Here is a 17510-nt window from a genome sequence, read left to right on the forward strand (position 1 = left end):
ACGAAGACCGCCGTCCCGGGAACGGGCATTCCCGTGTAATTTCAGTGGATAATCTTCTTTGCCGCCTTCCATCCCAGAACAAAGAAGATAATGGTCCCAATCAGCGCAATTACGAATATTATCATTGCAATATCAGCCAATGCTCCCGCGATGCCGCCAAAGCCAAGAATCGCAGCAATAAGAGCGATTATCGCGAGCGTGATTGCCCATCCGTACACGGTAACCTCCTGGGTTATGAGATAGGCCCGGCTTTTGTGGGATACGAATAATTTCCGGGCAGATGTCTTTATAACCCTGCGATGCGATCATCGTTCCTTTGCCTGGAATGGCTGATCAGTCCTGTCCGGCGATCTCGATTTCCTTGCCGAGCAGCGTCCGCACATAGAGGCGCTGAACCAGGACGTAGATCACCACCGTCAGGGGGGCGGCCAGCAGTACGCCCAGGAATCCGAACAGCAGGCCTGCCGCCACCACGGCGAACAGCAGGACGGCGGGCGGCACATTGACCGCTTGCTTCTGGATCATCGGCTGAAGGAAATTTCCCTGAAGCTGCTGGATCAGCAGGAACAGTCCGATCGTCCACAGCGCCGTCGCCGGCGATACGGTGAATGCGAGCAGGACCGCAGGCACGCCCGCGATGATCGGCCCGATCATCGGGATCACGTCGAGCAGTCCCGCGATCAAGCCGAGGCCTCCCGAGGCTGGCACGCCGAGCGCGGCGAGCCCCACCCAGGTCAGTAAAGCGACGACCAGCGAGGACACGGCCTGTCCGATCATCCAGCCGCGCAGGCCGCGGGAGGCATCATCGAGCGCGGCGGCTACGGGCGCCTCCGCCCGGCGGGGCATCAACAGCAGCAAGCCTCGCCGATAGACCGCCGGATCGCTCGCCAGAAAAATAGCCGCGACGAACACCAGCACGAGGTTCGCGATGCCGCTGCCCGCGGTCAGGGCGTAGCCGCCGGCGCGCGCGGCCAGAGCCGAGATGTCGCTGCTGCCCTGATCCAGCAGGTCGCGGGCCGGTTCGCCGAGGCCGATCCTGTCCAGGAACATCCGGACCTGCTCCACCGCAGGAGGAATGCTGTCGCGGATAGTGTCGAACTCGCCCGCCAGTTGCGTCCCGAACAACGCGAACGCCCCGGCAAAGATGGCCAACACTGCCAACACGGAGAGAGCGAGCGAATAACCGCGCTTCATTCGCGTAAGCATGCTCACGCGCCGCGTCACGGCGTCGAAGATCGCCGCCAGCACAAGGGCACCGAAGATCAGCATGAGAAACCCGCTGAGTTCCACCAACAGCCATGCTACCCCAAGGATGGCGACGACCGTGACAGTGATCGCCGCGACCCGTCCGATGGTGTAGGAACGATCGGAAGCGGGCGCCGGCGGTTTGGTCATGGCTTGCTAATGCTCCTGGGAATCGGCGAATCCGTATGTAGCTTGTAGAGCCGATGCCTGCGAGAGCGGACGGGAAGCACTCAATCCGCCACCGCGCCGTGTCGCAAGGAGAAGGAAGTGAGCAAGACCAGCGATCCGAAGCGAGACAGTCTAGGCGAGGTAACGAGGCGTAGTGTCGTGGCCGGCGGCGGAACCGTCTGCTTCGCTTTGCTGAGCGAGCAGGCGCTCGCCGCCACTGACGCTGCCGATGTGAAGACGCCCGCCATGTTCACCTTCACCAAGGATAGCGAGGCGCAGGGGATGGCTGAATATCAGGGGATCCATGAAGGGAAGGGTGCCGGGCGGGTAAAGTTTTTTCGCTTCGAAGGAGCGCCTGCACCTGCCAATTTCATCATCTATGATCTGCCACCCGGATCGAGCGAAGGCGTCCACGTCCATTTTCTGGACGACCGGAACGGCGAAGGATCATTCGACGAATATTATTACATCGTCAGCGGCAGGGGGCAGATGGAGATTGACGGGGAGATCGTGCCCGTCGCGGCCGGCGATCATGTCCATACGCCCCTGGAAGTTGCGCACGGCATCGAAAACACGGACGCGACGGACAATCTGAAAGTGTTCCTCACCTTCATCAAGCGCGGCAACGAACCTTCTGTGACGACACCTCCGAAGCCTTGAGGCGCTGACCGAAAATTTGGTGCGGCCTTCTCCGCTGAGGTGGAAAAGTTCAAGCTGACGTGACAGCATCCCGCCTTCTTCGCTGCCCTGGCCCCACCTCCCGAGTCAAATTGAGTGACTTATGCGTCGAAGCACGTCCTCGCCAAGTTTCCACTTGACCCTGACCTAACGTCATAGCGCAGAGGGGGGCAATGAAACTCGCTGCTCCCGCCTATCTGGCATCCTATTTTCTCTCGATCCTCGGGAACTCGATCGCTGCAATTGCGCTGCCGCTCATCGTCCTTCGGACGACCGGCAGTGTCCTGGGAACCGGCTCGGTCGCCGCTGCGACAGCCATCCCCGCCATCTTCGCAGGCCTGTTCATGGGTGTCGTTATCGACCGGTTCAACCGGCGAGATTGTTCGATCGTCACCGACCTCATATCGGCATTCTCGATTGCGGCCCTTCCGATTATCGATCAGGTTTCCGGTCTCACCTTATCCTGGTTCATCCTGTTGGGCATAATCGGCTCGCTAGGCGACCTGCCCGGCCTGGCGGCACGAGGGGCGCTCCTGCCCGCAGTCCTGCGGCATAGCGGCGCCTCGGCTGAACGGATGGCGGGATTTACCCAGGTCCTGGCTTCGCTGGCTTTGCTCGCCGGGCCGGCGCTTGCCGGGACATTGATGGCCGTGTTGCCAGGGTCGACGGTGCTTTGGATCACGGCGGCAACCTCGCTCCTGGCCGCCATGACGACGTTCCTCATCCCTCGGCGGGTCGGCGCGCTGCCGATCGACGATGCGGCAGCCAGCGCCGGGCCGCGAACCTATGGCTGGCGAGATCTGAATGCGGGGTGGCATGTCCTGCTGCGCAGCCCGTTCCTGATCGCCTTGTTCACTATAAGCAGTCTTTCGATCACGGCGATTGCTTCTCTGCAAGGGCTGATCCTGCCCGTCTATTTCACGGGCATCGACCAGCCGGCCTCCTTGGGATTCGTGCTGTCTGCCTTGGCGCTAGGCACGCTGACCGGCGGTGCGATCTACGGCGTGGCCGGCGGCCGTGGGGCGCGGCGGGTCTGGCTGGTCACGGGTCTGATCGGCACCGCGGTCGGGATAGTGTTGATCGCCACTTTGGCCTCGGTTGCAATCATCCTGGCCGGCGCCGCCATCCTCGGCCTGTCCAGTGCCCTCTATTCCAGCCTGTTCGGCGTGCTTACGATCGAACGCGTGCCGGAGGAGGTGCGTGGGCGGATCGCTGGAATCCAGAATGCTTTGATCATGGCGGCGGCCCCGGTGGGTATCATGGGCGCCGCCGTCCTGCTTGAGTTGAGCGGCATAAGGATCGCCGTCGCGGCGGCGGCCGGCCTATGGATCGCTGCAGCCGCGACAGGCATCTTTTCGCCGGCCCTTCGCGATCTCACGCCCAGACCGATCGGACGGCCAGGCGAGGCGTTGGCGAGGAGCCCGGATAACCTGGCCGGTGCAGTCTCCCCTTCACCCCCGGCTATCGCAGCGACTTCGGATTGAGCAGGATGCGGAGCAAGGACATCGCCACACTGGCCGGGATCACGCCCCGCGCGCTTCGCCATTATCATCAAATCGGGCTGTTGCCGGAGCCGCATCGCGATCGGAATGGCTACCGCCGCTACGACGTTTCCTTCCTCGTCCGGTTGCTGCGGATCAAGGGCCTGGCGGCGGCCGGAATTACCTTGGGCGACATGCCGTCGTTCCTGGAAGGGCGCGGCGCATCGGTCGACGATCTGCTGGCAACGCTCGACACCCAGCTTCTCGGCCAGATCAAAAGGCTGGAAAAGCAAAGGCAACTCGTCGCCCAACTCAGGAGCGCCGCGGCCGCCGGCTCCGATTTGCCGTTCGGCATGTTGACCGAGGGACGTTCGCAATCGTCGACCGAGGCTTGGCGCGAACAGCTCACCTTATTCTCGCATTTGCTCGGCCCCGAGGATCTCGCGAAGCTGAATGTGATTTATGGGAGAATTGCAGACAAGTCGGAGGAATTCCTGGAATTGGGGAGAAGGTTCGACGCCCTTGGTCCGGGCAGCGACGAGAACGAGATTACCGAACTGGCACGAGATTATGTCAGCCATTTCGAAGACATATTTTCGGACTTCGCGGGCATGCTTGCTATTCCTGAAAAAAAGGGGCTTTCAAGTTTGATCCTCGCGCACACCATCAGCAGTTCCAATGAAAGCCAAATAAAGATGTTCAGAATCCTCTCATCCTTGATGAATTGATTCTCCTATCCTCTTTGGGCGATAACTGTTTCATGGCCCGATCGGGGCTTCTTCCTCAGCTGGGCCCAGTTCTCCTGGTTTTGAATCGCGGTTGTGGAATCGAAAGCCAGCAGGGCCTATCGCCGCGGGAATCGGCGAATGCCGTCTTGAATCCATCGAAAGGGTGACTTCATGCTTCTGACCAGCCTCCTTGTCCCGACCTACAGGCACATGCTGACGACACTGGCCGGCTGGCTCGACAAGGCAGAAGCGGAAATGCCAGGAGGCGGAGCCGAACAGCTTCTTTCGGCGTGTCTCGCTCCCGACATGTTTCCTTTGTCCACGCAGATCCGGTTTGCATGTGTGCAAGCCCAGGAGTGCATATTTCGGCTCAGGGGAGAGGAGTTTCCGAATTCGGTCGCAACCCTGCTGGATGAAGGGCGAAACGCCAGGGATCATCCCGGATCGATCGCCGATGCAAAAGCCAGAATCCTCGAAACGATCGCCTTGCTCGATGAACTTGCTCCGACGGCACTGGATGGGGATCCCGAGGGACCGGTCGCGCATGCATTGCCCAACGGCATGATATTCGACCTGACGGCCGAACAATATGCCCGGGATTGGACGCTGCCCCAATTCTATTTCCATCTGATGATCGCCTACGCGATCCTGCGCAGCGAGGGCGTCAACCTCGGCAAGGCGGATTACGTGACGCACATGTTCGCATATCTGCGTCCCGGGACGATGCCGTCGAACTGAAGCACTCTCGCGCCATTCGAATTTCGGGCAGGGGGAACGGATCCGTCCGTTGGCGATGGCCGGGCAGCTTTATTCGATCGTTGCGCACCTCTAGTTGGTGTCTTCGGCATTGTTGGAGAATGGGCTGTGCGCTGGGAATATCTGGTCATCAAGAAGAGCTTGGACGCCGAGCAACTCGACGAATTGGGCGCGGAGGGGTGGGAGCTCGTCGCGGTGGCCTCGCCTGGCCATTTCGTGCTGCACCATTTCTTCAAGCGCGAGGTCGGGAAATAACCGACCGCTGGCGGCATCTGGCTTGGAGCCTGATCGTTTGAATTGGAAGCGCTTCGCGCTTCCACCGATGACGTGACTCAGGCTCTATTCGAATGTCTGGACCATGATTTACGCTTCAGACTGATTGATTCTGAGACGATCATGGTCTGTTATGACGTTCCTTCCGGTCGGCGCCTCCGACCGCCGGGGGTCATTCCACCCAGTCCAGCCCGATATCCCGGTAAAGCCCGCGATCTTCTTCCCAGTCGGGCTTCACCTTGACGTGGAGGAAGAGGTGGACCTTGCGGCCGAGCAGCTTCGACAGCTCCTCTCGCGCGGCGGCACCGATTTCGCGGATGCGGGCGCCGCCTTTGCCGAGGACGATGGCGCGCTGGGTGGGGCGGCCAACCAATATCTGCTGGTGGATGGCGACCGATCCGTCCTTCCTCTCGTCATATTTTTCGGTTTCGACCGCGCTCGCATAAGGAAGCTCGGCGTGGAGCTGCAGGTAAAGCTGCTCGCGCGTCACCTCAGCCGCCAGCATCCGGTCCGTGGCATCCGACACCTGCTCCTCTGGAAAATGCCAGGGGCCCTCCGGCATCCTCTCCGCAAGCGCCCTCTTCAGGTCTGCGACGCCGTCGCCGGTGGTGGCGGACACCATGTAGATATCCTCGAAATCAAGCCGGTCGCCGAGCTTCGATGCGAGCGTCAGCAGCTGTTCCTTGGGTGTCACATCCACTTTGTTGAGGACGAGGATCTTGGGTTCGCGTCTTGCCTTGAGCGTGTCGAGCATATCCTCGATCCGCTCCGAAAAACCGGTCTTGGCATCGACCACCAGGGCGATCAGGTCGGCGTCGGCGGCGCCGCCCCAGGCCGCTGCCACCATCGCCCGGTCGAGCCGCCGGCGCGGCTGGAAGATGCCCGGCGTATCGAGCAGCAAAATCTGGGCATCTCCCTCTATGGCGATGCCCATCAATCGTACCCGGGTGGTCTGCGCCTTCGGGCTGACGATGGCGACTTTCTGGCCGATCAGGGCGTTGACCAAGGTCGATTTGCCCGCATTGGGCGCCCCGACCACGGCAATGAGGCCGCAATGTTCGCTCATGTAAGTTGCTCCAACAATTTTGCGGCGGCAGCGGTCTCCGCTTCCTGCTTGCTGAGCCCCTCGGCAGAGGCCGATCCGACATCCCTGATCGCCACCTCGACCAGGAATCTGGGGGCATGATGAGGGCCGCTGCGGCCTTTCAGTTCATAGACGGGCGGACGCTTGTCTTCGGCCGCCGCCCATTCCTGGAGCGCCGATTTGGGATGCTTGGGGGCGTGGTCGCGCGTGCTGACGCGTTCGCCCCACGCACGACGGATGAAGGCGGTCGCGGCCTCCAGCCCGGCTTCGAGATACAAAGCGCCGATCATTGCCTCGACGACATCGCCAAGGACGTTGACGCTGTCGGCGGCGCGGTCGTCACGCGCCTGCTTGCCGAGGATCACCTGGCCGCCGACCCCAAGCTCGCGGGCGATCTCGGCGCAGGTCTCGCCCGTGACCAGCGCATTCAGTCGTCGCGACAATTTGCCTTCGGGCTCGTCGGGAAACAGTTCGTACAGCCACGTCGCGACGACCAGGCCGAGCACCCGGTCGCCCAGAAACTCCAGTCGCTCGTAATGATTGTCGCTGCGGCTCGAATGGGTGAGAGCGCGATCGAACAAAGCCGGATCCTTCGGCTTGTGGCCAAGCGTCGCTTCCACCCAGGCGGCGTTGGTGCCGCGTGTCGACGTAGCCGCCATCAATAAGTTTCCCCGATCCGGTCCCAGCGGGCGGCGGTCAGCCATGTCCATGGCTTCAGCCACGCCGCCGATCCGTCCGTCGAGAAAAAGGTGATCAGCGCCCGTCCGACCAGATGATCGGCGGGGAGGAATCCGACGCCGCCCGCATCCTGGCTAAAGCGGCTGTCCAGGCTGTCGTCGCGATTGTCGCCCATCATGAAATAATGACCTTCGGGTACGACGAAGACCGGCGTATCGTCGCCCGAACCGGAATATTGGTCGAGCACTTGATAGCTGCGACCGCTGGGTAAGGTTTCGCGATAGCGGCGATAGGCGCAATAGGTCCGGCCATCGGCCATCACCGCAGGCCGCTCGGCCTCCGGTTCGACATAGCGGCACGGGCTGTTGGCGGTGAGCGGCATCAGATAATCGGCGATCCGCACCCTGGGCACCGCCTCGCCATTCAGCACGATCTGGCCGCCGCGGACCTGGACAGTATCTCCGGGCAGGCCGATCAGCCTCTTCACATAATCCTCGTCCCGTCGTCCGGGATATTGGAAGATGACGATGTCGCCGCGCTCCGGTTCGTTGGCCAGGATCCGCCCGTCGAAGCTGGCGAGGCCGAAGGGTATCGAATAGCGGGAAAAGCCATAGGGCCATTTGGCGACGAACAGATAATCGCCGATCATCATCCGCGGCAGCATCGATCCGGATGGGATCATGAAGGGCGCGACGATGAAGCTGCGCAGGATGATCGCGAACAGGAAGAGGAACAGGAGAAAGCGGGTCGTCTCTGCGAGCCCGCCTGATTTCTGTACCTTCTTCACCGGCTTCGGCTCTGCCTGATCGCTTGCTTCCATCGGCCGCGTTTCGCCCGCGCATCGAGCCGGGTCAAGCCGCTAGGACAAGCGCCCTAGAAACACGCGGCCAGAATGCCGCTGAGCCAGATTGCCATGCCCTGATCCTGCCACAACCAGAGGCCTGCGAGCAGGAAGGGCAGGGCCGCCAGCGGCGCAAGCCAGGGGAGCGCCCGCTTCATGCTGCCTGCAGCCGCGCCGCGGGCGTGTCGCGAATAGGAAGGTGGATCACCGCAGCGGCGACCGCGAGCAGGATCGATGCGGCCCAGGCCAGGTCGTAGGATCCGCTCCGGTCATAAACGAGACCGGCCGCCCAGGCGCCGAAGAAGCTGCCGACCTGATGGCTGAGGAACACGATCCCATAGAGCGTGGACAGATAGCGTATGCCGAACATCTGCCCGACGAGCCCACTGGTGAGCGGTACGGTGCCAAGCCACAAAAACCCCATTGCGGACGCGAAGACCAGAGCCGAGACCGGGCTGAGCGGCAAGGCCAGGAACAAGGCGATCACCATCGCGCGCCCGGCATAGATGCCGCTCAGAACATATTTCTTGCGCCAGCGATCGGCAGACAAACCGAAGGCGTAGGAGCCGAAGATGTTGAACAGGCCGATCAGCGCCAGCGCGCTCGCACCGATCGCGAGGCCCAGTCCGCGATCGTCGAGATAAGCGGGAAAATGGGTGGCGATGAAGGCGACGTGGAAGCCGCAGACGAAGAAACCGGCATTGAGCAGCCAATAGCCGCGATGACGGGCGGCTTCGCTCAGCGCTTCCCCGAGCGACTGGCGCTGCTGTACCTCCGCCGACACGGGTCTGCCGGCGACGCCGATCGCCAGGACGGCGATGATCGCGACCATGCCGGCCAGCGCGATGAGGGCCAGCCGATAGCCGAACTCGCCGAGCAGCAACTGCGCGCCCGGCACCACCAGGAACTGGCCGAGCGAGCCGCCGGCGGTGACGATTCCGAAGGCGAGGCCGCGGCGTTCGGCCGGTACGACCCGACCGACCGCGCCCAGGATGACGACGAAAGTGGTGGCCGACAAAGCAATCCCGACCATGATTCCGAAAGTGAGATGGATACCGATCGCATCGCCGACCATGGCGGCGCCGCCAAGGCCGGCCGCATAGAGGATTGCGCCCGCCGCCACGATCCGGCCGGCGCCATGCTTGTCGGCCATTGCCCCGACGAAAGGCTGGGCGAGGCCGAACAGCAGATTGCTGATGGCGATGGCAAGCCCGAAACTCTCCCGCCCCATATCGAGCGCGACACTCATCTGCGGCAGGAACAGGCCGAAGGATTGGCGTACGCCCATGCCGAGCGTGACGATCATCGCGCCGCACGCGATCACGACCCAGGGCTTTTTCACGTGCGCAACGCCTCGATCCGGTCCAGCATGGCGAACAGAGCGTCCCGATCGGCCCCCAGTGTCGCGCCTAGCCGATCCTGGGCTGCGGCCCAATAGGGTTCGGCCAGTTCCAGTCGCCGGTCGGCTGTTTCGGTCGCGGTGACGATCCGGGTGCGCTGATCGGTACCGCATGACGAACGGACAAATCCTGCCTTTTCGAGCGGCGCCAACGTCCTGTTGAGCGTGGACCGGTCATGCCCGGAAAGGGCGGCGAACTTCGTCAAGGAAGAGGGGCCTGCCCGCTGGAGCGTCCGCAGCAGGGAATATTGGGCGACGGTGAGACCCGATGGCGCCAGCGCCTCGTCATAGAGGGCAGCCGCGGTGCGAGCGGTTCGGCGCAGCTTGGCGCAGACGCAGGAGGTCGAAGTCATAAGCGTGCAAATACACGCATATCTTTACGCGTCAATCGCGCCGCTTCATTCCTATCGGCAACCTCAATACGCCAGGGCTATACCGTCCGCGCGCATTTCGCTGGCGGCGGCATAGACACGCTCCGTTCCGTGGCCGCGCCGCTCGATGCAATGATAGCGGCCATAATCGCCGACCGTCGGCGTGACGATCCAGCCGCGTTCGACAAGGCCGGCTTTGGTTGCCTCCGGAACGCCGCTTTCGACATGGAGCTCGCCCTTGCTGGTCATGCCCGGATCGTCCTCGCTCATGCTTTGCGAAGATCCTTCATGATACCAGCGGGGGCTGTCGCCGGCTGCCTGCGCGTCCAGGCCGTAATCGACGCGGTTGACGATGATCTGGGTCTGGCCTTGCGGCTGCATGTCGCCACCCATCACCCCGAAGGACATCCAGGGCTGCCCCGCTCGCGTCGCGAAGCCGGGAATGATCGTCTGGAACGGCCTCTTGCCGGGCGCATAGAGATTGGGATGGCCTTCCTCGAGCGAGAAGAGCTGGCCCCGATTTTGCAGCATGAAGCCCAATCCGTCCGGGACGAGGCCGGAACCCAGGCCGCGGAAATTCGACTGGATCCAGGAAACCATCATTCCGTCCTTGTCGGCGACGGTGAAATAGGTGGTGTCGCCATGGCCTGGCGCTTCGCCGGGGAAGACGGGCTCCGGCATCCGGTCCGGCCGGATCAGCTCCGCGCGCAGTGCCGCATAATCCTTGGACAGCAGCCAGTCGGTCGGCACCTTGGCGAAATCCGGGTCGGCATAGAAACGGGCGCGATCCTCGAAGGCAAGCCTCTTCGCCGATGCCTGCAAGTGGAGCGAAAGCGCGGTCTGGAATCCGGCGCCCTTCATATCGAATTTCTCGAGGATGTTGAGCATCTGCAACGTGGCGATGCCCTGCGTATTGGCGCCGATCGCATGGACGTCGACCCCACGATAATTGACGAATAGCGGCGTCGTCCATTCCGAACGATGGGCGGCCAGGTCCGCCTTGGTCAGAAAGCCGCCGATCCGCTGGAGATAGGCATGGATGGTGTCGGCGACCGGCCCTTCGTAAAAAGCATCGCGGCCACCTTCGGCGATCAATCGGTAGGTGCGGGCGAGGTCGGGATTGCGGAATGTTTCGCCCGCAGCGGGCGTTTCGCCACTGGGCGCGAACAGTCTTAGCGCATTTTCCTTTTCCTCGGCTTTGGAATTCGGGCCGGCCGCCCGGTTCAACTCCCGCTTCAGGTTGGCGGCAATGATTTCGGGAACGGGCGCGCCCTCCTTCGCCACGGCGATGGCGGGTTCGAACAGATCGGCCCATTTCAGACGGCCATAACGTTCGTGCAGCGTCCACCAGGCGTCCACCGCCCCCGGGACCGACACGGAGACCGAATTGAAGGCGGGAATGATTCCGGCCGTCGCCCGGCTCCGTACCGTCGCCAGGCTCAGCGATCGGGGCGATCGACCCGATCCGGCGAGACCGACCACCATGCCGAGCTTCGGGTCCCACAACATCGCATAGCAATCTCCGCCGATGCCGCAGCTGACCGGTTCGAGGAAGCCGAGGCAGGCATTGACCGCAATCGCGGCATCGACCGCGCTGCCGCCGCGTTTCAGCGTCTCGACGCCGGCCAGCACCGCGAGCGGATGCGCGGCGCCGACCGCGCCATTATGGCCATAGGCCATGGATCGGGTCGCGAAGGAAGCGCCCGCCGTGCGGTCTCCGGCATGGATGTCCGGACGATTGCCGAAATCGCTCCCCGAAGCCGTGGAAGCGGCCGGGCGGGCCTGCGCGGCCAAGGGCGAACCGACCATGGGCAACGCGGTGGCGGCCACCGGCAGCGAGGAAAGGAAAGTGCGGCGGTCCATGAAAATCCTCGATTGGCGATGGTGGGTGGCTGCGGAGGCTTTTTCCTATCTTACTATCCGCTTCCTTCCGGTCTGGCGTCAACCGAGCTTTTTCGTCGGCGAAGTCTGCGATTGGCGCGCCCAGCCCGCGGGCACGGCCTCGCTATTTATGGGTCCGGACCCTAGATGCACTCGGCAAAGGAGATTCGGATGAGCGCGAGCGCCTGGCGGAAGCTGGAGGAAGCGGAGCGGCTGCCGCTGACTGTCCTGTTCGAGGCCGAGCCCGACCGGCTCTCTCGCCTCGTGCTGGAGGAGGCCGGCCTACGTTTCGATTTCTCCAAGACCCATCTTAGCCGCGCCATGATCGACGCTTTCGAGGCTCTGGCCGGGGAACGGGATCTCTCCGGCGCAAGGGAGGCGATGTTTGCAGGCCGGGTCGTCAATCCCACCGAGGACCGCGCCGCCGAACATACTGCGGAGCGGGGGCAAGGGGCTCCGGAAAGCGTGGCCCGGGCCCAGTCGATGCACAATCGGATGCGGGCCCTGGTCGACGCGGTCGAGGCCGAGGCATTCGGGCCCGTTCGCCACATCCTTCATATCGGCATCGGCGGATCGGCGCTCGGTCCCGATTTCCTGATAGACGCGCTCGGGCGGGATTCCGGCCGCTATGATTGCGCGATCGTCTCCAATGTGGATGGCGCCGCAATGGAAGAAAAGGTGGCCGATTTCGATCCGCACGCCACGTTGGTCGTGATCGCGTCGAAGACCTTCACCACCACCGAAACCATGCTCAACGCCCGCTCCGCCATCGCCTGGCTCGAGCAGGCCGGCGTCGCCGATCCTTATGGCCGCCTCATCGCCGTGACGGCCAGCCCGGAACGGGCCTTGGATTTCGGCATCGACGAGACCCGCATCCTGCCATTTTCGGAAACCGTCGGCGGCCGCTATTCGCTCTGGTCCGCAGTCGGATTTCCGGCTGCGCTCGCGCTCGGCTGGGATGCCTTCGAAACACTGCTGGAAGGCGCCGCGACAATGGACCGCCATTTCCGGCTTGCGCCCCTGGCCGCCAACGCGCCGGTCCTCGCCGCCTTTGTCGATCTTCATTATGCCGCCGTCCGTGGCTGCGGGACCCGCGCCGTCTTCGCCTATGACGAAAGACTGCGGCTGCTACCGTCCTATCTCCAGCAGCTGGAAATGGAATCGAACGGCAAGTCGGTTGGTCTGGATGGCCATCCGGTCGCCCGTCCCACCGCGCCGATCACCTGGGGGGGTGTGGGCACCGACGCGCAACATGCCGTGTTCCAACTGCTCCACCAGGGCACCCATCTGGTACCGGTCGAGTTCCTCGCCGTCGTCCGGCCCGATCACGGGCTCGACTTCGCCCACCACCGCCAATTGCTCGTCAATTGCTTCGCCCAGGGCGCGGCTTTGATGGCGGGCAGGACGTCGGACGATCCGGCCCGCTCTTATCCGGGCGATCGCCCGTCGACGACGATCCTCCTGGAAGAGCTTGATCCGGCGAGCCTCGGCGCGCTGATCGCCTTTTACGAGCATCGCACCTTCACCAATGCCGTCCTACTCGGCATCAATCCGTTCGATCAGTTCGGGGTCGAGCTGGGTAAGGAAATCGCCAGGTCGATCGATGGGGGCGGCGATGTCCGCTTCGATCCTTCGACCGCAGCCCTGATCGAACGCGCCTTGGGGGAAATATGACAGATTATGATTATGACCTGTTCGTCATAGGCGCCGGCTCGGGCGGCGTCCGGGCGGCCCGCGTCTCGGCGGCTTATGGTGCCAAGGTGGCGGTGGCCGAGGAACATAAGGTCGGCGGCACCTGCGTCATCCGCGGCTGCGTTCCCAAGAAACTGCTCGTCTACGGCGCCCATTTCGCCGAGGATCTGAACGATGCCCGCCGCTTCGGCTGGGAAGTGCCGGAATGCCGATTCAACTGGGTCACCTTGCGGGACAATGTGCTGGCGGAAGTCTCGCGCCTCGAAGGCCTCTACACCCAGACCCTGGACAATCATGGCGTCGAGATTCTCAAGCAGCGCGCCACCGTCTCGGGCCCGCATGAGGTCGCGCTGGCGGACGGGCGCACGGTCAGCGCCCGCTATATCCTGATTGCGACGGGCGCGACCCCACTCATCCCGGATTTTCCCGGAAACCAATATGGCATCACCTCGAACGAGGCCTTTCATCTGGAAGGCTTGCCGAAGCGTATCCTGATCGCCGGGGCTGGCTACATCGCCAATGAATTTGCCGGAATATTCCACCAGTTCGGCAGCCACGTCACCCTGGCCAACCGATCGGACGTAATCCTGCGCGGTTATGACGAGACGGTGCGGGACCGGCTCCTTCAGATCTCGATCGTCAAGGGCATCGACTTCCGCTTCAATGCCGCCTTCCGGAAGGTCGAAAAGGCTGAAAGCGGTTCCCTGACCGTCCATCTGGAGGGCTGCGAACCGATGGAGGTGGATCTGTTGATGTTCGCTACCGGCCGCGTTCCGAACACTGCAGGCCTCGGCCTTGAAAATGCGGGCGTCCAGATCGATGCGAGGCAGGCGGTGGTGGTGGATGAGGACAGCAGGTCCAGCTGCGACAGCATCTACGCGGTGGGCGACGTCACCGACCGGGTGCAATTGACGCCGGTCGCCATCCGCGAAGGGCAGGCCTTTGCCGACACCATCTTCGGCGAAAAGCCCACGCGGGTCGATTATTCCGCTATTCCGTCCGCCGTTTTCAGCCATCCGCCGCTTGCCGGCGTCGGCATGACCGAAAGCGAGGCCCGCAATACACTAGGATCGGTCAGGATCTTCACCTCGGATTTCCGGGCGATGAAGAACGTCCTGGCCGGCCGCAACGAACGATCGCTCTACAAATTGGTGGTCGATGGCGGGACGGATGAAGTCGTCGGCATCCACATGATCGGCCCCGATGCGCCGGAAATCCTTCAAGCCGCCGCGATCGCGGTGAAGGCAAAGCTCAAGAAGGCCCAGTTCGACGAAGTGATCGCGCTCCATCCTACCATGGCCGAAGAATTGGTGCTGATGCGGTAGAGAAGCTGTGTCGATCCGGCCGAAAGGCGGTTGACCGGATCGTCCAAAGCTGGTGCGATGGGTGGGGGAAACCGGAACGCCGGTGCTCCTGTCGATAAGGAACTGCATCCTGGGGAGGGTGAACTGACCCGACATCATTATCGTCCGCGAGCCATTGGCCGCAGGCACGCGTTGCGCACCGCCTGTCACTGTCTGATGATGGGCATGGTCTGGCCGACGCTTCCGGCTTTGGCCTCGGATGCGCGCCAGGCGATCGTCGCCCCGGACGCCCCGGCTGCGATCGGGCCTTATTCGCAGGCGATATTGGCCGGGGACACGCTCTATTTGTCCGGCCAGATCGGCGTCGATCCTGAAAGCGGGAAATTCGCTTCCGAGGAGGTGACCGGCCAGACGGAACAGGCTCTTCGCAATCTCGATGCGGTGCTGAAGGCGGCGGGGATGGGAATGGACGATGTCGTCCAGGCGCAGGTCTTTCTCGCCGATCTCGACGATTTCGCCGCCATGAACCAGGTCTATGGCCGCTGGTTCGACTTGCCGCCGGCCCGTGCCACCGTGCAGGTCGCCCGGCTTCCCCGCGATGCGCGCGTGGAGATCATGCTCGTCGCGGTTCGGGGGCGGAGCGGGGAGCGATGATGAAGAAGCATCTTGCCTGGATCTTCGTGGCTTTGCTCGGTGCCCTGTCCTTCGCCATGATCGGCGCAGCGCGCGGCGAGCAGATCAATGCCCTGTGGATCGTGATCGCCGCCATCTCGGTCTATCTGATCGCCTATCGCTATTACAGTCTCTACATTGCCAAGCATGTGCTGCGGCTGGATCCCGGCCGCCCGACGCCCGCGGTCCGCCACAATGACGGGCTGGATTTCGTCCCCACCGACCGGCGCGTTCTGTTCGGTCATCATTTCGCCGCCATCGCGGGGGCGGGGCCGCTGGTCGGGCCGGTTCTGGCGGCGCAGATGGGCTATCTCCCCGGCATGCTCTGGCTGCTGGCAGGGGTGGTCGTCGCAGGTGCGGTCCAGGATTTCATCGTCCTTTTCATCTCGATGCGGCGTGACGGTCGCTCCTTCGGCCAGCTCGTTCGTCTGGAAATGGGCCCTCTTGCCGGCACGATCGCCTTGCTCGGGGCGTTCGCGATCATGGTGATCATCCTCGCAGTGCTCGCCCTCATCGTCGTGCGCGCACTCGCCGAGAGCCCGTGGGGGACCTTCACCATCGCCGCCACGATCCCGATCGCGATGCTGATGGGGGTCTATACACGCTGGCTGCGGCCCGGGCGGGTCGGCGAGGTTTCGATCCTTGGCATCCTCGGCCTGATCCTCGCCATCGTCTTCGGACAGAATGTCGCCGCCTCGCCCGTGCTGGCGCCGCTCTTCACCTTCACGCCGGTGCAGCTCTGCTGGATCCTGATCACTTATGGCGCGGTCGCCTCGGTGCTGCCGGTCTGGCTGCTGCTGGCGCCGCGCGATTATCTGTCGACCTTCCTGAAGATCGGTGCCGTAGCCGCGCTCGCGATCGGCATCGCGGTCGTCGCGCCGCCGTTGCAGATGCCGGCGCTGACGAAATTCATCGACGGGAGCGGACCCGTCTGGTCGGGCTCGCTCTTTCCCTTCCTGTTCATCACCATAGCTTGCGGTGCGGTGTCCGGTTTCCACGCCCTCATCGCGAGCGGCACGACGCCCAAGCTGATTGCCAGCGAAGCCGATGCGCGCTTCATCGGCTATGGCGCCATGCTGATGGAAAGCTTCGTCGCCATCATCGCCCTGATTGGCGCCTCGATCCTGGACCCCGGCGTCTATTTCGCCATGAACAGCCCGGCGGCCGTACTCGGCACGAGCCCGGAAAGCGCTGCCGCGGCCGTCACGGCCATGGGCTTTCCGGTTTCCTCCGAGACGTTGGTTCAAACGGCCAGGGATGTCGGGGAAAACAGCATCATCTCCAGAACCGGTGGCGCACCCACGCTCGCGGTGGCGATGGCGGAGATTTTCAGCCAGCTGATCGGCGGCAAGGCGATGATGGCTTTCTGGTATCATTTCGCCATATTGTTCGAGGCCCTTTTCATCCTGACTGCGGTCGACGCCGGGACACGCGCGGGCCGTTTCATGCTCCAGGATCTGATCGGGACCGCGCTGCCCCGTTTTCGCGATACCTCGTCGCTCTTGCCGAGCCTGACGGCGACCGCCTTGTGCGTCGGGGCCTGGGGCTTCTTCCTCTATCAGGGCGTCACCGATCCGCTGGGCGGCGTGAACACCTTGTGGCCTTTGTTCGGCATTTCCAACCAGATGCTGGCCGCGGTCGCCCTGATGCTGGGAACGGTCGTCCTGTTCCGGATGAAGCGGCACAAGGCGGCCTGGATCACGATGGCACCGGCCGCCTGGCTGGTCGTGTGCACCGGCACGGCGGGGCTGCAGAAGATCTTCTCGGCCGACGTTCGCGTCGGCTTCCTCGCCCACGCCGCCAAATATTCGGATGCCCTGCAGCGGGGCGAATTGCTGGCGCCTGCGAAGACGTTCGGCGAGATGCGGCGGATCATCTTCAACGACAGGATCGATGCGGCCTTGTGCGCCTTGTTCCTGGCGGTGGTCCTCGCCATCCTGTTCTTCGCCATCCGAAGCTGCCTCGCCGCCTATCGGACTCCGGAGCCCAGTATGACCGAGCTGCCCCTGGCACCGGGCCGGGAGGCAATCGCATGAACGGCCGCTCGCCCCACGCCAGGATCGGCGGCGCCATCGGCCTCGTCCGAAGGATCGTCATGGGAACGGTCGGCACCGCCGATTATGAAGCCTATCTGGCACGCCATCGCGAAATCCACCCCGACGCGGTGCCGATGGATTACCCCACCTTCTTTCGCGAACGGCAAAACGCCCGCTATGACGGCGCCAAGGGCAATTCGCGCTGCTGCTGATCCGGGGGGAT

The 17510-nt window shown here is 63.3% G+C and carries 19 protein-coding genes; 10 read left to right on the forward strand and 9 right to left on the reverse strand.

Annotation, left to right across the window (positions count from 1 at the left end):
• Positions 1 to 41: 41 nt before the first annotated feature.
• On the reverse strand, positions 42 to 218 hold the full coding sequence (locus RQX22_RS17545; protein WP_315728239.1) for a DUF1328 family protein: 177 nt from the start codon (positions 216 to 218) through the stop codon (positions 42 to 44).
• A 115-nt stretch (positions 219 to 333) separates the two neighbouring features.
• Entirely contained in the window at positions 334 to 1395 is a 1062-nt protein-coding gene (locus RQX22_RS17550) for an AI-2E family transporter (protein ID WP_315728241.1), read from the reverse strand.
• 117 nt (positions 1396 to 1512) lie between these two features.
• Between RQX22_RS17550 and RQX22_RS17555 the strand changes: the two genes are divergently transcribed.
• The 5 genes from RQX22_RS17555 (at position 1513) to RQX22_RS17575 (ending at position 5311) form a co-directional block, all read left to right on the forward strand.
• Complete coding sequence (locus RQX22_RS17555) at positions 1513 to 2073, forward strand: cupin domain-containing protein (protein ID WP_315728243.1); 561 nt, start codon at positions 1513 to 1515, stop codon at positions 2071 to 2073.
• Between the two features lie 191 nt (positions 2074 to 2264).
• Positions 2265 to 3575, forward strand: coding sequence for an MFS transporter (locus RQX22_RS17560; protein ID WP_315728245.1), 1311 nt, complete (start codon positions 2265 to 2267; stop codon positions 3573 to 3575).
• A 5-nt stretch (positions 3576 to 3580) separates the two neighbouring features.
• Positions 3581 to 4300 (forward strand): helix-turn-helix domain-containing protein, encoded by a 720-nt coding sequence (locus RQX22_RS17565; RefSeq protein ID WP_315728247.1) that lies wholly within the window; start codon positions 3581 to 3583, stop codon positions 4298 to 4300.
• 171 nt (positions 4301 to 4471) lie between these two features.
• Positions 4472 to 5038: a DUF1993 domain-containing protein gene (locus RQX22_RS17570; protein ID WP_315728249.1), complete on the forward strand. Its 567-nt coding sequence runs from the start codon at positions 4472 to 4474 to the stop codon at positions 5036 to 5038.
• Positions 5039 to 5164: 126 nt separating this feature from the next.
• Positions 5165 to 5311: a hypothetical protein gene (locus RQX22_RS17575; RefSeq protein WP_315728250.1), complete on the forward strand. Its 147-nt coding sequence runs from the start codon at positions 5165 to 5167 to the stop codon at positions 5309 to 5311.
• Positions 5312 to 5501: 190 nt separating this feature from the next.
• Here the strand turns inward: RQX22_RS17575 and era are convergent, their stop codons facing one another.
• The 7 genes from era to RQX22_RS17610 form a co-directional block, all read right to left on the reverse strand.
• Complete coding sequence (era, locus tag RQX22_RS17580; RefSeq protein ID WP_315728252.1) at positions 5502 to 6395, reverse strand: GTPase Era; 894 nt, start codon at positions 6393 to 6395, stop codon at positions 5502 to 5504.
• Positions 6392 to 7072, reverse strand: a complete 681-nt coding sequence (gene rnc / locus RQX22_RS17585; protein ID WP_315728254.1) for a ribonuclease III — start codon at positions 7070 to 7072, stop codon at positions 6392 to 6394. Before rnc ends, era begins: the two co-directional genes overlap by 4 nt.
• Positions 7072 to 7911: a signal peptidase I gene (gene lepB / locus RQX22_RS17590; RefSeq protein ID WP_315728256.1), complete on the reverse strand. Its 840-nt coding sequence runs from the start codon at positions 7909 to 7911 to the stop codon at positions 7072 to 7074. Before lepB ends, rnc begins: the two co-directional genes overlap by 1 nt.
• Positions 7912 to 7964: 53 nt before the next feature.
• The gene (locus tag RQX22_RS17595) at positions 7965 to 8090 is read right to left on the reverse strand and encodes a hypothetical protein (protein ID WP_315728258.1); all 126 of its coding nucleotides are present in this window, start codon (positions 8088 to 8090) and stop codon (positions 7965 to 7967) included.
• The gene (locus RQX22_RS17600) at positions 8087 to 9274 is read right to left on the reverse strand and encodes an MFS transporter (RefSeq protein ID WP_315728260.1); all 1188 of its coding nucleotides are present in this window, start codon (positions 9272 to 9274) and stop codon (positions 8087 to 8089) included. Before RQX22_RS17600 ends, RQX22_RS17595 begins: the two co-directional genes overlap by 4 nt.
• Positions 9271 to 9684 (reverse strand): MarR family winged helix-turn-helix transcriptional regulator, encoded by a 414-nt coding sequence (locus tag RQX22_RS17605; RefSeq protein ID WP_315728262.1) that lies wholly within the window; start codon positions 9682 to 9684, stop codon positions 9271 to 9273. The genes RQX22_RS17600 and RQX22_RS17605 overlap by 4 nt, the downstream gene beginning before the upstream one ends.
• Positions 9685 to 9747: 63 nt before the next feature.
• On the reverse strand, positions 9748 to 11565 hold the full coding sequence (locus tag RQX22_RS17610) for a gamma-glutamyltransferase family protein (RefSeq protein ID WP_315728264.1): 1818 nt from the start codon (positions 11563 to 11565) through the stop codon (positions 9748 to 9750).
• A gap of 189 nt (positions 11566 to 11754) precedes the next feature.
• On the opposite strand from RQX22_RS17610, the gene pgi reads away from it, so the two are divergent.
• From pgi to RQX22_RS17635, 5 genes are all read left to right on the forward strand, one after another.
• Positions 11755 to 13257, forward strand: coding sequence for a glucose-6-phosphate isomerase (pgi, locus tag RQX22_RS17615; RefSeq protein WP_315728266.1), 1503 nt, complete (start codon positions 11755 to 11757; stop codon positions 13255 to 13257).
• On the forward strand, positions 13254 to 14600 hold the full coding sequence (gorA, locus tag RQX22_RS17620) for a glutathione-disulfide reductase (protein ID WP_315728269.1): 1347 nt from the start codon (positions 13254 to 13256) through the stop codon (positions 14598 to 14600). Before pgi ends, gorA begins: the two co-directional genes overlap by 4 nt.
• Positions 14601 to 14795: 195 nt before the next feature.
• Positions 14796 to 15233: a RidA family protein gene (locus RQX22_RS17625; RefSeq protein ID WP_315728272.1), complete on the forward strand. Its 438-nt coding sequence runs from the start codon at positions 14796 to 14798 to the stop codon at positions 15231 to 15233.
• Positions 15233 to 17287 (forward strand): carbon starvation CstA family protein, encoded by a 2055-nt coding sequence (locus RQX22_RS17630; protein WP_315728352.1) that lies wholly within the window; start codon positions 15233 to 15235, stop codon positions 17285 to 17287. The genes RQX22_RS17625 and RQX22_RS17630 overlap by 1 nt, the downstream gene beginning before the upstream one ends.
• Complete coding sequence (locus RQX22_RS17635; RefSeq protein ID WP_315728274.1) at positions 17284 to 17499, forward strand: YbdD/YjiX family protein; 216 nt, start codon at positions 17284 to 17286, stop codon at positions 17497 to 17499. Before RQX22_RS17630 ends, RQX22_RS17635 begins: the two co-directional genes overlap by 4 nt.
• Positions 17500 to 17510 lie beyond the last annotated feature (11 nt).

Origin of the sequence: Sphingosinicella rhizophila (genome assembly GCF_032378825.1) — a bacterium.
In the GTDB taxonomy this organism is placed as follows: domain Bacteria; phylum Pseudomonadota; class Alphaproteobacteria; order Sphingomonadales; family Sphingomonadaceae; genus Allosphingosinicella; species Allosphingosinicella rhizophila.

Excerpts from the sequence above, each read along its gene's own strand:
- RQX22_RS17630 (WP_315728352.1), top strand. The coding sequence starts at position 15,233 with ATGAAGAAGCATCTTGCCTGGATCTTCGTGGCTTTGCTCGGTGCCCTG.
- RQX22_RS17625 (WP_315728272.1), top strand. The coding sequence starts at position 14,796 with ATGATGGGCATGGTCTGGCCGACGCTTCCGGCTTTGGCCTCGGATGCG.
- RQX22_RS17610 (WP_315728264.1), bottom strand. The coding sequence starts at position 11,565 with ATGGACCGCCGCACTTTCCTTTCCTCGCTGCCGGTGGCCGCCACCGCG.
- RQX22_RS17635 (WP_315728274.1), top strand. The coding sequence starts at position 17,284 with ATGAACGGCCGCTCGCCCCACGCCAGGATCGGCGGCGCCATCGGCCTC.
- RQX22_RS17560 (WP_315728245.1), top strand. The coding sequence starts at position 2,265 with ATGAAACTCGCTGCTCCCGCCTATCTGGCATCCTATTTTCTCTCGATC.
- era (WP_315728252.1), bottom strand. The coding sequence starts at position 6,395 with ATGAGCGAACATTGCGGCCTCATTGCCGTGGTCGGGGCGCCCAATGCG.
- RQX22_RS17565 (WP_315728247.1), top strand. The coding sequence starts at position 3,581 with ATGCGGAGCAAGGACATCGCCACACTGGCCGGGATCACGCCCCGCGCG.
- pgi (WP_315728266.1), top strand. The coding sequence starts at position 11,755 with ATGAGCGCGAGCGCCTGGCGGAAGCTGGAGGAAGCGGAGCGGCTGCCG.
- RQX22_RS17595 (WP_315728258.1), bottom strand. The coding sequence starts at position 8,090 with ATGAAGCGGGCGCTCCCCTGGCTTGCGCCGCTGGCGGCCCTGCCCTTC.
- rnc (WP_315728254.1), bottom strand. The coding sequence starts at position 7,072 with ATGGCGGCTACGTCGACACGCGGCACCAACGCCGCCTGGGTGGAAGCG.
- RQX22_RS17570 (WP_315728249.1), top strand. The coding sequence starts at position 4,472 with ATGCTTCTGACCAGCCTCCTTGTCCCGACCTACAGGCACATGCTGACG.
- lepB (WP_315728256.1), bottom strand. The coding sequence starts at position 7,911 with ATGGAAGCAAGCGATCAGGCAGAGCCGAAGCCGGTGAAGAAGGTACAG.
- gorA (WP_315728269.1), top strand. The coding sequence starts at position 13,254 with ATGACAGATTATGATTATGACCTGTTCGTCATAGGCGCCGGCTCGGGC.
- RQX22_RS17605 (WP_315728262.1), bottom strand. The coding sequence starts at position 9,684 with ATGACTTCGACCTCCTGCGTCTGCGCCAAGCTGCGCCGAACCGCTCGC.
- RQX22_RS17550 (WP_315728241.1), bottom strand. The coding sequence starts at position 1,395 with ATGACCAAACCGCCGGCGCCCGCTTCCGATCGTTCCTACACCATCGGA.